At 69.9% G+C, this 13761-nt stretch carries 17 protein-coding genes and 1 tRNA gene; 10 read left to right on the top strand and 8 right to left on the bottom strand.

Translation table 11 applies throughout. The features are described 5' to 3' along the window. Positions 1-2: 2 nt before the first annotated feature. Both ACFWU3_RS03450 and ddaH read right to left on the bottom strand, forming a co-directional pair. Entirely contained in the window at positions 3-977 is a 975-nt protein-coding gene (locus tag ACFWU3_RS03450; RefSeq protein WP_384430424.1) for an acyl-ACP desaturase, read from the bottom strand. Between the two features lie 117 nt (positions 978-1094). Then, the gene (gene ddaH, locus ACFWU3_RS03455; RefSeq protein ID WP_313942955.1) at positions 1095-1871 is read right to left on the bottom strand and encodes a dimethylargininase; all 777 of its coding nucleotides are present in this window, start codon (positions 1869-1871) and stop codon (positions 1095-1097) included. A 212-nt stretch (positions 1872-2083) separates the two neighbouring features. Here ddaH and ACFWU3_RS03460 point away from each other — a divergent pair. Next, a tRNA-His gene (locus ACFWU3_RS03460) sits at positions 2084-2157 on the top strand. A 274-nt stretch (positions 2158-2431) separates the two neighbouring features. Here the strand turns inward: ACFWU3_RS03460 and ACFWU3_RS03465 are convergent. The 3 genes from ACFWU3_RS03465 to ACFWU3_RS03475 form a co-directional block, all read right to left on the bottom strand. Further along, positions 2432-2626 carry a DUF6381 family protein gene (locus tag ACFWU3_RS03465; protein WP_384430427.1) on the bottom strand — a complete coding sequence of 65 codons (195 nt, stop codon included), beginning with the start codon at positions 2624-2626 and terminating at the stop codon, positions 2432-2434. A gap of 115 nt (positions 2627-2741) precedes the next feature. Further along, a complete protein-coding gene (locus ACFWU3_RS03470; RefSeq protein WP_384430430.1) occupies positions 2742-3074 on the bottom strand; it encodes a hypothetical protein in 333 nt (110 codons plus the stop codon). 366 nt (positions 3075-3440) lie between these two features. Then, positions 3441-4109: a type III effector protein gene (locus tag ACFWU3_RS03475; protein WP_384430433.1), complete on the bottom strand. Its 669-nt coding sequence runs from the start codon at positions 4107-4109 to the stop codon at positions 3441-3443. Positions 4110-4238: 129 nt separating this feature from the next. On the opposite strand from ACFWU3_RS03475, the gene ACFWU3_RS03480 reads away from it, so the two are divergent. From ACFWU3_RS03480 to ACFWU3_RS03510, 7 genes are all read left to right on the top strand, one after another. Beyond that, positions 4239-4670: an Hsp20/alpha crystallin family protein gene (locus ACFWU3_RS03480; protein ID WP_384430436.1), complete on the top strand. Its 432-nt coding sequence runs from the start codon at positions 4239-4241 to the stop codon at positions 4668-4670. A gap of 227 nt (positions 4671-4897) precedes the next feature. After that, a complete protein-coding gene (locus tag ACFWU3_RS03485; protein WP_384430439.1) occupies positions 4898-5332 on the top strand; it encodes a DUF2267 domain-containing protein in 435 nt (144 codons plus the stop codon). Between the two features lie 556 nt (positions 5333-5888). Further along, positions 5889-7472, top strand: coding sequence for a sensor histidine kinase (locus tag ACFWU3_RS03490; RefSeq protein WP_384430442.1), 1584 nt, complete (start codon positions 5889-5891; stop codon positions 7470-7472). 55 nt (positions 7473-7527) lie between these two features. After that, complete coding sequence (locus ACFWU3_RS03495) at positions 7528-7965, top strand: roadblock/LC7 domain-containing protein (protein WP_384430445.1); 438 nt, start codon at positions 7528-7530, stop codon at positions 7963-7965. A 2-nt stretch (positions 7966-7967) separates the two neighbouring features. Then, positions 7968-8348 (top strand): DUF742 domain-containing protein, encoded by a 381-nt coding sequence (locus ACFWU3_RS03500; RefSeq protein ID WP_313942946.1) that lies wholly within the window; start codon positions 7968-7970, stop codon positions 8346-8348. Next, a complete protein-coding gene (locus tag ACFWU3_RS03505; RefSeq protein ID WP_327678303.1) occupies positions 8326-8931 on the top strand; it encodes an ATP/GTP-binding protein in 606 nt (201 codons plus the stop codon). The genes ACFWU3_RS03500 and ACFWU3_RS03505 overlap by 23 nt, the downstream gene beginning before the upstream one ends. A 31-nt stretch (positions 8932-8962) precedes the next feature. Beyond that, positions 8963-9553, top strand: coding sequence for a GAF domain-containing protein (locus ACFWU3_RS03510; protein WP_384430449.1), 591 nt, complete (start codon positions 8963-8965; stop codon positions 9551-9553). A gap of 150 nt (positions 9554-9703) precedes the next feature. Here ACFWU3_RS03510 and ACFWU3_RS03515 read toward each other — a convergent pair whose 3' ends face one another. Continuing rightward, on the bottom strand, positions 9704-10936 hold the full coding sequence (locus tag ACFWU3_RS03515; RefSeq protein ID WP_384430452.1) for an acyl-CoA dehydrogenase family protein: 1233 nt from the start codon (positions 10934-10936) through the stop codon (positions 9704-9706). Positions 10937-11489: 553 nt separating this feature from the next. On the opposite strand from ACFWU3_RS03515, the gene ACFWU3_RS03520 reads away from it, so the two are divergent. Further along, a complete protein-coding gene (locus ACFWU3_RS03520) occupies positions 11490-12014 on the top strand; it encodes a hypothetical protein (RefSeq protein WP_384430455.1) in 525 nt (174 codons plus the stop codon). A gap of 24 nt (positions 12015-12038) precedes the next feature. Here the strand turns inward: ACFWU3_RS03520 and ACFWU3_RS03525 are convergent, their stop codons facing one another. Continuing rightward, complete coding sequence (locus tag ACFWU3_RS03525; RefSeq protein WP_384430457.1) at positions 12039-12476, bottom strand: hypothetical protein; 438 nt, start codon at positions 12474-12476, stop codon at positions 12039-12041. Then, positions 12457-12918 (bottom strand): hypothetical protein, encoded by a 462-nt coding sequence (locus ACFWU3_RS03530; protein WP_384430460.1) that lies wholly within the window; start codon positions 12916-12918, stop codon positions 12457-12459. Before ACFWU3_RS03530 ends, ACFWU3_RS03525 begins: the two co-directional genes overlap by 20 nt. Before the next feature lie 228 nt (positions 12919-13146). On the opposite strand from ACFWU3_RS03530, the gene ACFWU3_RS03535 reads away from it, so the two are divergent. Further along, a complete protein-coding gene (locus ACFWU3_RS03535) occupies positions 13147-13629 on the top strand; it encodes an ester cyclase (protein WP_384430463.1) in 483 nt (160 codons plus the stop codon). Positions 13630-13761 lie beyond the last annotated feature (132 nt).

Consider the following 13761-nt stretch of genomic DNA (forward strand, 5'->3'; position numbering starts at 1 on the left):
AGTCAGCGCGCGCCGCGCGCCGCCATGCGTGCCTTGCGGGCCGCGAGCTTCTCGTCGAACTTCGACGCCTCGGCGTCCAGCCCGCCCATGTACAGCCCGAGCTCCTCCTGCGCCTTGAGACCCTCCGGGCCCAGCCCGTCGATCTCCAGCACCTTCAGGAAGCGCAGCACCGGCTGCAGCACGTCGTCGTGGTGGATCCGCATGTTGTAGATCTCGCCGATCGCCATCTGCGCGGCGGCACGCTCGAAGCCGGGCATACCGTGACCGGGCATCCGGAAGTCGACGACCACGTCGCGCACGGACTGCATGGTGAGATCCGGGGCGATCTCGAAGGCCGCGCGCAGCAGGTTCCGGTAGAAGACCATGTGCAGGTTCTCGTCGGTCGCGATCCGGGCCAGCATGCGGTCGCAGACGGGGTCGCCCGACTGGTGGCCGGTGTTGCGGTGCGAGACGCGGGTGGCGAGCTCCTGGAAGGCGACGTACGCCACGGAGTGCAGCATGGAGTGCCGGTTGTCGGACTCGAAGCCCTCCGACATGTGGGCCATGCGGAACTGCTCGAGCTTGTCGGGATCGACGGCACGGGAGGTGAGCAGGTAGTCGCGCATCACGATGCCGTGCCGGCCCTCTTCCGCGGTCCAGCGGTGGACCCAGGTGCCCCAGGCTCCGTCGCGGCCGAAGAGGCTGGCGATCTCGTGGTGGTAGCTGGGCAGGTTGTCCTCGGTCAGGAGGTTGACCACAAGAGCCGTTTTCCCTATGTCGGTGACCTTCGACTGGCTCGGCTCCCAGGCCTCGCCGTCCTCGAAGAGACCGGGGAAGTTACGGCCGTCACCGAAGGGGACGTACTCGTGCGGCATCCAGTCCTTGGCAACCTTGAGATGGCGGTTGAGTTCCTGCTCCACCACCTCTTCCAGCGCGTACAGCAGCCGGGCGTCGGTCCACGCGTCCGAGCTGCCGAGTTGGGGAGAGGTGATTGACACGGGTGCTCCAGGGGGGACGGGAGAGTTACTTACGTATTCGTAGGTTACGAAACCGTAGGTTAAGGCGCCGTAAGCCGTCGGGCCAAGCCCGCTCCCGGAATGTCCGGTTACATCGAGTTATGCATGCAGGTCGCGGAGGCGTACCGAGAGGCAGGTCACGCAGCCTTCGAGCTTCTCGAACTCGCTGATGTCGACCGGGACCGGCTCGTAGCCGAGATCCGCGAACAGCTCGGCCGACTTGGGGGCGCTCGCCGCCATCAGCAGCCTCCCGCCGCCGAGCAGCACCACGTGCGCCCCGGACTCCTCCGGCACGGGGAGGTGGCGGGGGAAGACGGACGGGGTCTCCACCAGTGGCGGGTAGCCGATGACCGTGGCGTCGGGCAGGGCCGTCACCGCCGACTTCAGGTGCAGCACCTTGCTGATCGGTACGGCGACGACCCGCGCCCCCAGCGGCTCGAAGACCTGCCGCAGCTGCGCCACCCCGGCGGCGTTCGTCCGGCCGCCGCGGCCGACGTAGATCGTGTCCCCGACCTTGAGCACATCGCCGCCCTCCAGGGTGCCGGGCTCCCACACCCAGTTCACCGAGCAGCCGAGCCGGGCCAGCGACTCCTCGACGGCGGCCGTCTCCGGCCTGCGCGACTCGGCGCCGGGGCGGGCGATCAGGGCGACATTGCGGAAGACGACGACCGTGTCCTCGACGAACACGCCGTCCGGACAGTCGTCGGCGGGCTCGGTCTCGACGGTCTCCCAGCCGTGCTCGCGCAGCGTCTCGGCGTAGGTCTGCCATTGTTCGAGCGCCAGCGCGGCATCGACGGGAGTGCGCTCGATGTGGGTGACCAGCCCCTCCGCGAGACGCGGGCTGGGGCGGCGGATCAGGGCTTTCCTGCTGGGCACGGGCGAATCTCCCGGAGGGCTCGGGGCTGGTGGCGCCCATCATGACCCTTGGTGCGGGGGCCATGGAATCCCTGGTTGCAGGCTTGTGAGCGGTGGGGAGGTGACCGCCGGGCGCCGATGTCGGCCCGGTCGATGCCGTCCCGGCCCTTGTCGGCCCCGTGCAAAAGGAGTTGGGGCCGGACCGGGCCGCGTCCTACGCTTCTCGGCACATGGTGTTCGTAGCTGAGTTCGGTACAGCACCCGGCTGTGGACCGGGAGATCGCGGGTTCGAGTCCCGCCGTACACCCTCATCGGACCCTCGGTGGCTCCTGGAGGCGGTTCCGGCAGCGGCTGTCTCACGTCGTGGGGTCGCGGCCCGGTCTCTGGGGCGCGGTATTTCTCCGAGGGGGCTCTCCGCCCGCTCGAAATGAGCCGGGAGCCACGGGTCGACGCGCTCGCCCAGGCAGGGCGCCGTCGGAAGAGGTGCGCCGCCTGGCCATCGGCGGATCGACTCGTTCTTCCCTGCCTGGGCGAGGGGCCACGGGAACGGCGTGGACGCGCGTCCCCGGGCAAGGCCACCGCTACAGCGGGTTCATGCCCATCTCGTCCGGGCCCTTGCCGCCCGTGCGCTTGCTCTGCTCCGTCAGCCGGTCGGCCTTCTCCATGAGGCGCTTGCGCTCCTCGGGGTCGGTGGCCCTCTCGGCGGCGTCCTTCAGCTCCTGGGCCTTCGCGCGCATCTGCTGGGCAGGGCCGCCGGACTCACTCGCACTCGACATGATCACTCCTGGGACTCGGGGGAGCGGACCACCTCAGCGAAGCAGCAGCCACATCCGATCGCATCCCGAAGCCTCACGCATCGTGACGAGGCCCGCGGTCCCGGGTCCCGACCGTCTAGACCGCCGTCGTGAAGGCAGTGTCCTCCGAGGCGCTGGTGCGGGCCTGCACGATCAGGTCGTCGTTGCCGTTCATTTCGAGCATGCGGCGCACCGCGACGCTCGCGGCGCGGACCGTCATCGGCATCCCCGCGTCCCGCTGCGCTCGCAGGACGGCACTGAGGGCGGCACTGCTCTCCGCCGCGTCCTCGAGGACGACCAGGAGGGACTCCGGCCGGTGCGAGCGGACGAGCGCGCTGATGTCCTGGGCGAGCTGGGCCCGGCGTGCGATGCCGGGGTCCTCGTGCAGCGTGATGACCAGACGGGTACCCGTGACGGTGTGGGACCACATGGAGACCCTCCGATTCGTGCACAGAAGATGTGTGTGCAGGGAATCTGCCCCGTCTTGCATTGCAATATGCCGGACGTCTTCTGCTTGCGTTTCATTCGGCCTAAGGCGGCCTGGCCAACGTTTCCCGGGAACGGAGTCTTCCGCATTCGGGGCTGGGTGCGGGCCTGCTTCGCGGCCCGGCCGGCCGGGGCTGCTTCGGTGGTGACGCCGCGGGTGCCGAGGCGGCCGCCACCGACTCGATGTGGCGCGCGCCGAGGTGCTCGATGGTCTCTGCCCGGCCGATCGAGCAGTCGTTCCAGGTCCGTGCGGCGACCGCGCCGGGCCGACCCGCCCCACGCGTACGCCGCCGACCGCCGGCCAGTGGCCTCAACTCCCCGGCTGTTCGGCCGTCGTCGGTGCGCTGCGGAGTGCGTCGGTGTGGCGCGTGACGCTGTCGACGCGGGCGGCGAGGTCGGGGTGGCCGGTGGTCAGGTGGGTGCGGGTGTCGGTCAGGGGGCCGATGAGGTTGGCGGCGTCATTGTCCGCGAGGGCTTCGCTGAGCCTGGCCAGGGGAGCGCGGGCCCGGGCCGGGAGGTCGGTGAGGGCGGTGATCTGGCCGGCGAGCCGGCGCAGGTCGGCGGCGTTGCCGCGGGCCCAGGCGGTGACGGTGCGGCCGGCGGCGCGGCGGTCGCGGGTGGCCTGCACCCGCTCCTCGCCGGTACTGCCGGGAGCCCCGGGGCGCACGCGCAGGTAGCGGCGTTCGGCGGCCTGGCGGCTGGAGACGCCGAGGGGAGGGGCGAGGTCGGCCCAACTGGCACCGGCAGCGCGGGCGGCTTCGATCAGTCCGGGTTCCCATTCCGCGAGTCGGTCCCTCAGCTCGCGCAGCAGGAGCAGGGTGGCCAGTGCCTGTTCGGGGCCGGCGGCCTGGGCGGCCTCGGGGTGCTGCCCGGCGTGCGGGGAAGCCTGGGCGGTGCGTACCGCCTCGTCGATGGCGCTCAGCGCCGCTGCGGCGGCGGGCAGGGATGTGGGGTCTTTGGCCTGGTCGGCGGTGGTCATGGAGGCCCTTTCCGTGCGTGTCACCCTTCTGACGACATCGTGCTTGTCATCGTTTGGATGACATGTTACAACGGTGTCAGGTGAAGCGCATTGGCAGTTACTGCCTGAACCGACTGGAGGTGTTTCGCGATGTTGATGCGCACCGATCCGTTCCGCGAACTCGACCGGCTCACCCAGCAGCTCCTGGGCACACCCGGCACCTGGTCCCGGCCCTCGACCATGCCGATGGACGCCTATCGCGAGGGCGACGAGTATGTGATCGCCCTCGACCTGCCCGGGGTCGGGAAGGAAGCGATCGACATCGACGTCGAGCGCAACATGCTGACCGTCAGGGCCGAGCGCCGGCCGGTCGTCAAGGCCGACGATGTGCAGATGGAGCTCTCCGAGCGGCCTCTCGGTGTCTTCTCCCGCCAGCTCGTGCTGGCCGACACCCTCGACACCGAGCGCATCACGGCCGACTACGACGCGGGCGTCCTGACCCTGCGGATCCCGATCGCCGAGCGGGCCAAGCCCCGCAAGATCGCCATCGGCGAGGAATCGCCCCGGCAGATCAGCGGCTGAGTCGCCGAACCACCGCACGAGCCGCGGGGGACGGGAACTCGATCTCCCCCTCCCTCCCGTCCGCGCCGTGAGGATCAACCGGCGCGCTGCCGGGGCGCCGGCGCCGCACCGAGCAGGATCGCGGGCGCGGCCGACGGCCACCCCGACCGTGCGTCCCGGCCGTCTCCTCTTCGCGGCCCCCACCCCCCAATCGCACCGTCACTCAGGATCAGAAAGGCAGCATTCCGATGTTCGTCCAGCCTGCACCGGCCTCCGACCCCCTGGGCATGACGTTCGACCAGATGCTGGAAAGGATCCGCTACGCAGGCGCGTACCCGACCCGCGAGCGTGCCGCGGAAGCCGTGCACGCCGTGATGACCGGCCTCGGCCGTCAGCTCTCCGGTGAGGAGCGGGTCGAACTCGCCGCTCGCCTCCCCATCGAGGCCGCGATCACGTTCACCGCCCAGATCCCCGCCGTGGAACCCCTCACCGGCTACGGCTTCGTCAAGGAACTGGCCGCCCGTACGGGCGGGACTGCCGCAACCGCGCGCTGGGACGCCGGCGCCGTTCTCGCCACCGTTGCCGACCTGGCCGGCCCCGACCTTCTCGACCGCATCCTGGCCCGGCTTCAGCCCGGCTTCGCCCTTCTGTTCGGTCGCGCCGAACTCGTCCAGGCCGCTTGACGGTTGTGCCGGCCGGCGCACTGCGAGACCCCGGGACCCGCCGCGGAGTCCCGGGGTCTCGTGTCGGTGTCACTTATGCGCCAATGTCATCGTGCGGACACTCGTCGGCGTGTCCTACTGGACCCCTCGCGCGGTAAATGTGTCTATTGGCGGCGTAGACGAGTCCGATCGCTCAGCGGAGTCTCTTGCCCGGGAACCGGAGCGGGATCGTTTCTGCAGGTCAAGACGTCCCTTTTCGGTGCGCCGGTCCCGGATGTGATTACAACGGGTTCATGAGTGTGCACTAGGGTGGCGGCGCCTTTAACTGTCCAACCGTGTAGACGAGTTGACTGTTAGTCGGCGGCGTACCCGTGCACCCCACCCCCCGGGGTGATCGAGAGGACTCCCATTGTCTGAATCCCCGACGTATGCAGCGCGCCCGGAATCCGGTCGGACGACCGCTGGGGGCTCGGCACGAAACAGGCACGGCAGACGGCCGGCGCAGGAGGAGGCCGCCGATCCTGCCGCGCGCTCGCGGGCGATACGCCTCGCGATCCTTCCTGCGGCGCTCATATCCGTGCTCGCGGCCGCACTGGTCGTCTTCGTTCTTCGCGCACAATCCGGCACGGCCGACGCCGCCACCTGGGGCGTCCTCGTCACCGCCGGCGTTCTCGGCGCCGCCGTCCTGATCGGCGCCGCGCGCGCCGCCTCCGCCGAAGCGCGGCGGACAGCCGAACGCCACGCATCCCTCCGCAACTCCCTCGCCCCGGGCGTCAGCGATCTGCAGAACATGGTGCTCCGGCTGGAACAGGGCGAGTTGGTGGAGCAGCCGCTCTTCTCGCAGCCCGCCCCGCCCGCGAACGACCCCGTCAGCCGCCTCGCCTACGAGCTCACCATCAGCCTGCTCCAGGCCCAGGCGGCCATCGCGCACGCCGCGCAGTTCCCTCAGGCCAGTGCCTCCCCGAATGAGGAGAGCATCGAGGTCTTCGTGAACCTCGCCCGCCGTCTGCAGTCCCTCGTCCACCGCCAGATCAGCATGCTCGACGAGCTGGAGAACGAGGTCGAGGACCCCGAGCTCCTCAAGGGCCTCTTCCAGGTCGACCACCTGGCGACGCGTATCCGCCGTCACGCCGAGAACGTGGCCGTCCTCGGCGGTTCGGTGTCGCGCCGTCAGTGGACCAAGCCGGTGACGATGATGGAGGTGCTGCGGTCCTCCATCGCCGAGGTCGAGCACTACTCCCGCGTCAAACTCGTCCCGCCGCTCGAAGGGACCCTGCGCGGCCACGCGGTCGCCGACGTCATCCACCTGCTGGCCGAACTCGTCGAGAACGCCACCGGGTTCTCCGACCCGAGCACCCAAGTACTCATGCGCGCCCAGCGGGTGACCGCCGGACTCGCCATCGAGGTCGAGGACCGCGGCCTCGGCATGTCCCAGCATGAGCAGGACCGGATCAACTCGCTGCTCGCGCACCCCGACCGCATCGACATCAGCAAGCTGATCGCGGACGGCCGGATCGGCCTCTACGTGGTCTCGGCGCTGGCCCGGCGGCACGGCATCGCCGTCCGGCTCCAGGGCAACATCTACGGCGGCATCCAGGCGATCCTCGTCCTGCCCACCGGTCTCCTCGGCGAGGAGCCGCTGGAGGCGCCTCACCACGCGGCCGCCGCGGCCCCCCGGTCCGTCGCGCCCGCCGCACCCCAGCGGCCCGCCGTGCAGGCCGGACCCGAGGCCCCGTACGTACCACCGCCGCTGGACACGGCTCAGTCGATGACCACGTCACCGTCACAGCCGATGCCGCCGGTGCACCACATGGCCGCACCGGCGCGCCCGCAACAGCAGCAGGCGCCGCAGCATCAGCAGCGCACGCCCCAACCGCAGCAGCACACGCCTCAGCCCCCGCAGCAGTCGTCCCAGCACGCACGTCCCGCCGAGCGGCCCGCACCCCGCGACGCCGGGTCGTACGACACACCGGCCCCGCAGGCCGGGCGCCCGCCGCTGCCGCAGCGCCGGGCCCAGGAGCATCTGGCACCGCAACTCCGGAACGCCCCCACCACGCGCATGAGGGGGGACATGCCGGAGGGGGAGCACGATCCGGGGCTGATGGCTGCCTTCCAGCGGGGAGTCAGCCTCGCCGACGACGTATCCGACGAGACCCGCTGACAGCTCCTGCCAGCCGCACTTCCCGTACTCACCCCCGAGGAGAAAGAACGCCACCATGGTGAGCGACACGCGTACCGGTTCGAACCAGAATCTCGACTGGCTCCTCCAGGGGCTGGTCAAGAGAGTCCCGTACACCCGCAGCGCCCTTCTGCTGTCGTCCGACGGTCTGACCAAGGCCGTCGACGGGCTCGGCACAGACGAAGCCGACCACATGGCCGCGCTGGCGTCCGGCATGTACTCCCTCGCCCGCAGCGCCGGTTCCCGCTTCGCGGGCGGCGCCGACGTACGCCAGGTGGTCGTGGAACTGGACACGGCGCTGCTCTTCGTCTCGGCGGCGGGCTCCGGGGCCTGCCTCGCCGTCCTCGCCGACAGCGAGGCGGACGCGGCCGTACTCGGCTACGAGATGGCCATGCTGGTCAAGAGTGTCCGCCCGTACTTCGCCACGCCTGCCAGAAACCAGACACCCGGCGCGCAGCGCGCTGCGGGGCACTGAGGATGGCGGATGCGCAGGGCGGAGCGTGGCTCGACGACGAGGCCGGACGACTGGTCCGGCCCTACGCCGTCAGCAATGGCCGCACGCGCCCCACAGCGCACTTCGACCTCCTCACCCTCGTGATGGCGACCGGCACCCGTCCGAAGACCTACCTCGGCCCCGACTACGACCAGGTCCTCGCCCTGTGCGGGGGCCGGCCCATCTCGGTGGCCGAGGTGGCGGCGCATCTGCGGCTGCCGGCCGTCATCACCAAAGTCCTGCTGTCCGACCTCGTGACGCACCAGGCGCTCAGCACACGTGCGCCGCGGGCCATCGAGGCGGCCTCCCCTACCGACCGAAACCTCCTGGAGGCGGTGCTGCATGGCCTTCGCAAGCGGCTCTGACGATCCTTTCCCGACTGCACTGAAGATCCTCATCGCCGGAGGATTCGGGGTGGGCAAGACGACCTTCGTCGGAGCGGTCAGTGAGATCGCACCTCTGAGCACCGAGGAGCTGCTGACCCAGGTCAGCGCTCGCACGGACAGCCTGGTGGGCATCGAGGACAAGACCACCACGACGGTGGCGATGGACTTCGGGCGCATCACCCTGAGCGCGGACCACGTCCTGTACCTCTTCGGCACGCCGGGGCAGGAACGGTTCTGGTTCATGTGGGACGAGCTGTCCAACGGAGCGCTGGGCGCGGTCGTGCTCGCCGACACCCGCAGACTCGACCAGTGCTTCTCGGCCGTCGACTTCTTCGAGCAGCGCGGCATCGGTTTCGTCGTGGCCGTCAACCAGTTCGACGGCGCGTACCACTACGAGCCCGCCGAGATCCGCGCCGCGCTCGACCTCAAGCCCGAGGTGCCTGTCGTGATGTGCGACGCCCGCCAGTGCAACTCCAGTACCGAGGTGCTGATCGCACTCGTCGAGCACCTGCTCGCCCCTGCTCCCGGCATGTCGCCCGCGGAGCCCACCCCGCTGCACTGACGCCCGCTCAGCGCTGTCGAATGGAGCCTGCATGTCCGCGCCTGTTCCCTACACGCAATACGACCCGACCGGCCAGATGCTGGTGACTCCCGAGGACCGGGACGCACCGGCCCGTGTGGCCCGGCTGCGTGAACTCGGCATCGGAAGTGCCCCCGTGCCGGAGTTCGACGCGTTCGCCCGCAACCTGGCGCGCACGCTCGAAGCGCCGTACGCCATGGTCAACTTCATCGATGAGAACCGGCAGTACTTCGCCGGGCTCTACACTCCCGCCGACAGCCAGCCGGGCGTGGAGCTGGAGCCCCAACAGGCCTCCACCAGCCGGGTCATGGCCCGCGATCACGGTTGGTGCCCGCACGTCGTCGTACGGCGCAAGGCTCTCGTGCTGGAGGACGTCTGCGACTACCCGCGGTTCGCGGGCAATCCCGTGGTGGACGAGATCGGCATCCGTTCGTACCTGGGCGCGCCGTTGATCGACTGGAACACGGGCATGGCCCTGGGCACGATCTGTGTGATCGACACGGACACCCGGCCCTGGGGACGGCAGGGCCTGGAGACCATCAAGTCGATGGCGCAGCAGATGGTGGAGCGGCTGCACCGAATAGAGGAGCGGGGTCAGGCCTGAGCGCGTCCGGGTGGCCGCAGCTCACGGCACGCGGCCCCCTCGATCCGTGACGGGAGCCTCGGACACGACGCTGTGTCCGTGGCTCTCCGTTCTTTCTCCTGAGGGTGTCTCACACCCCTCTCCCGAGGGTTTCTCGCACCCTGGGTTCTCTCATACGCCGGCCGGCTCCAGCAGGTCCTCTTCCAGGTGGTCCGTCGGCCCGGTCCGCACCAGGTCGGCCAGACGTTCGGACCACTGACCCTTGGCCGTACCGAGCGCGACTTCGCCCAGACGCAGGAGCTGGATGTCGGAGGTACCGGCGGGTGCGTAGATGTGGTGGGCGTCTCGCAGATAGCGCTCCACCGGGCGGTCGGTGAACAGGCCGCTCGCCGCATGGATCTCCATGGCGTCGCCGGCCGAATCGATGGCGGACTCGACATTGAGGTACTTGGCGTTCATCAACTCCGCGTCGCAGGGCTGTCCTTGGTCCATGAGATGAACAGCGTGATAGGCGGCGAGCCGGGCGGTCATCAGCCGGTGCTTCATACGGCCCAGCTTGATCTTGATGTTGTTGAGCTCGCCGAGCGCCACGCCGTACCGCTCGCGTTCGATGCACAGCGCGGTCGTCTCCTCGAGGACGGCCTGGTGGATTCCGAGGGAGACGGCGGTCAGGTTGGGCCGGCCGTAGAGGACGCTGGAGGAGTACGCGACGGCCAGTCCCTGTCCTTCCGTACCGAGCAGGTTCGTGGCCGGAACCCGGCAGTCCTCGAAGACCATTTTTCCGAAACTGAATCCGTGCAGCCCCATGGCGGGCTGTTGTTCGGCGAGCGAGAACCCGGGACGGTCCGCCTCGACGAGAAAGGCCGACAGGCCCTTGGAGCCCTCACCGGTGCGGACGATGACGCCGTGCACATCGCCGACGTGGCTGTTCCCGACGAAGACCTTGTGGCCGTTGAGGATGTAGTCGTCACCGTCGCGTACGGCGGTGCTGGTCATGCCGAGGACATGGCCGCCCGACTCCTCCTCGGTGGTCGCGATCGTGGGCAGGCAGTCGCCGGCCGCGATGCGGGGCAGCCAGGCCGCCTTCTGGACATCGTTGCCATAGTGGATGATCTTGGCCGTACCCAGCTGGGATGCCTGCACCATGGCACCCATCGCCCCGCTGACGCGGGCCAGTTCCTCGATGATGATGGTCTTGGCGAGATGACCGGCTCCCATGCCGCCGTAGGCCCGGTCGATGGTGACCCCGATCCAGCCCTGCCGGGCGATCAGCCGGGACACGTCGTGCGCGACGCCCCGGGAGGCTTCCATCTCGGGTATGCGGGGCCGCACCTCGCGCTCGGCGAACTCACGCACCCGCTGCCGTAGATCCTCGTGCCGTTGCTTGGTGAAGTACCGTTCCACGACCCCTCCTCCGCACTGCCTCCACGTCCGTTCGGATGCGGAGGGACGTCCTTCGGGCAGTGGTTCTCCGCCTCCAGGCAGACCGTCTGTAGGATTGTCGTCTTGTCGATCCATCTCGGCCAAGATCGTCAGCACTCTTTGACTGAAACCCTCCGTCTTGTAAATCGATCGCAACTGTGCGATGAGCGCCACCACTTGGTCGCATCCGGTCACTTGCGAAACACGGGCGCCACGGGCCCTACCACACGCCACTGACAATGCCACAGGGCTGCCCACCAGGAACGCGCCTCCCCGGCGGCCTCACCGCAGCGGCTCCTGCACGAGGTGCGCGGCCGACCGCCGGTGAGCGAGGTTCGCGGCCCTGTCAGCGGAGTTCAGCCAGAATCAGCGGGGCACGGATATACCGGGGCGCCCATGGGCATGCATCGATGATTGACCTGTCCGGCAGCGCACGACTGTCCCTCGCGGTGCTGGGCGGCGGATGGGCTCAGCAGAGGCTCTGGCTGTGGGTTGCCCCTCCCGCCTCTGTCGCGCGGACGTCACAATGACGGACGTGCCCGACAACACGCTCTGGGTTGCTGCGCTGACCGCCGGAACGGCCGTCCTGGCGAGCTGGGTCACCAGCCGCGGAAACGCCAACGCCGCCCGCCTTCAGGCCGAAGCCGCCTCCGAATCACAGCGGACCGCCCGGCAGCGGGAAGCCCGGCGCGAGGCGTACGCGGCGGTCATCGACAAAGCCGTCGCCATCGGCGAGCTGTACTGGAAGATCCCCGAGGCGACGCGCATCACCGAGCCCGAAGCCCGGCGCGCCGAGATCCTGCGCCTGCGCGAACAGATACGGGACGTCTACGCCGCGCTCCTGCGATGCGTCCAAGTCGTCACGCTGGAAGGGCCGGACGACGTGGCGGAGGCAGCCGCTGCCCTCGACGAGGCGACCCCTTCCACCGCCCGCCTCATGCGAGCCATGGCCGACGGTGACCCGGCAGCCGAACGACAGCTCACCGAAGAGACTCGTGCCTACTGGCCTGCACTGACCGAGTTCATCGCGCGGGCGAGCAAGGCCGTCCGCACCATGTGACGCCCCCGCGGCCGTCCGGCGCGCCTACCGGCCGTACAGGAAGAACTTCGCCGGGACGAAGACCTCGTGACCGGTCGGGAAGCGGACGCGTACGCCTGCGGTCGTCCATGTGGTGGATTCGATCCCGTCCGCGCCGAGATCCGTGTCGACGCCCACCCGGTGCCCGTAGGACAGCCCGGGGTCCCGGCCGATGACCAGCCGGTAGGAGTGCCGGCCCGACAGGGTGTGCTCGTGCACCAGGCCCAGGTGGTGCGCCGAGTCGTCCTCGTAGGTCACCGACGAGGGGGCGCTGCTGCGGTACGTGACGTCGGACCGTGGCCACCACAGGACGGTGAGGAACACGGCGGTCAGGGCGATGCCCGCGGCGCCACCGAGCAGCGCGTGTACGGGGATGCCGCACAGGCGTCGTGGCGACGCGGGCCGGCCGGGCGGGGCCGCCGTGTCAGCAGGTGGGCTGGGCACGGCGCGAGGTGAAGTGGGCGTTGGCGGCGGGCAGGTACAGGAGCAGAGCGGTGGCGACGGCCAGGACCTCGTGGGTGCGCTCCGCGGCGAGGGACACGTCGAAGCCGCTCATGGTCAGGTTGTTCACGAGCCACAGGGCGCAGAGAGCGCCGGCGACCGCGAGGACGACGCGGGCCCACGGGCGGCCCGCTCGCATCTTGTACGCGCAGAGCAGCCACACGGCGCTCAGCGCGATCAACACGCCCCCCGAAGCGGCCAGTTGCACGAGGGCCTCGGACGGCCCCCTGTCCGCGCGGAGGTCTTCCCAGCCGGTCGGTGCGATGACGAACGAGCCCAGTACCCACCCGACGAGTTCGACGGCTGTGCCGGCCAACGACAGCGCGTAGGCCAGGCGCACCGGCTTCGGCGCCGCGCCGGCCCGGTCGAGCCCTGTGGTGACCATCCGTACTCCCTGTGCTGCTCGGTCGGCGTCGCTGCCCGAAGTGACGCCTCGTGCCCGGCTAGACCGCGAATCGGGCCGACAGGTTCCATCGTCGAGCGGTTCACCGGTGGACCTGCGGGCGGCGGAACGAGGGCTCCGGGAGGCGGTCGTCGGCCGGGCGGAGGGGCCGTGGGGGAGTCCGGGACCGTCCTTGACCATGACGCGACGGCAGGGTTTCTACTGAAAGCCATGCGGATCGGAGCGATCACCGCAGAGCGGGGCGAACCCCTGGAGAGGACCACGATGGACACCGGTACGGAGAAGAACCTGGCCCTGCTGCGCACGGCCTACACCACGCTGGAGAGCGGAGATCTCGACGCGTGTGTGGAACTGCTGACGGAGAACTTCATCGCCAACCTCCCCGGACTGCCCGACCCCTTGCACGGCCGGGAGATCTGGCGGCTGGGCGCCGAAGCCATGCTGGAGGGATTCCCCGACCTGAAGATCGATGTCCAGGACATGTTCGGCGCGGACGACAAGGTGGCCGTACGGGTCCACTTCCGCGGAACGCACCAGGGTGCCTTCCAAGGGGTCGAGGCCACCGGCCGGCAGGTCAGCTTCCGGAGCGTCGAGATCTACCGCGTCGAGGGCGACAGGATCGCGGAGGAGTGGGTCTCGCCGGACATGATCGGCCTCATGCGGCAGATTGCCCCCGTGCCGGCCGGCCACTGACCCAGGTGCCCACATCCGACCGGGGGGCGTGGGGGGGGGGGGGGGGGGGCGCCGCCGCCGCGGGGGGCGGCCCCCCCCCGCCCCCGCGCCCCCCCGCGCCGCCGGGCGGGGGCGGCCCCGGCCGGGGGGGGA

It is taken from the genome of Streptomyces sp. NPDC058685, assembly GCF_042714725.1.
In the GTDB taxonomy this organism is placed as follows: domain Bacteria; phylum Actinomycetota; class Actinomycetes; order Streptomycetales; family Streptomycetaceae; genus Streptomyces.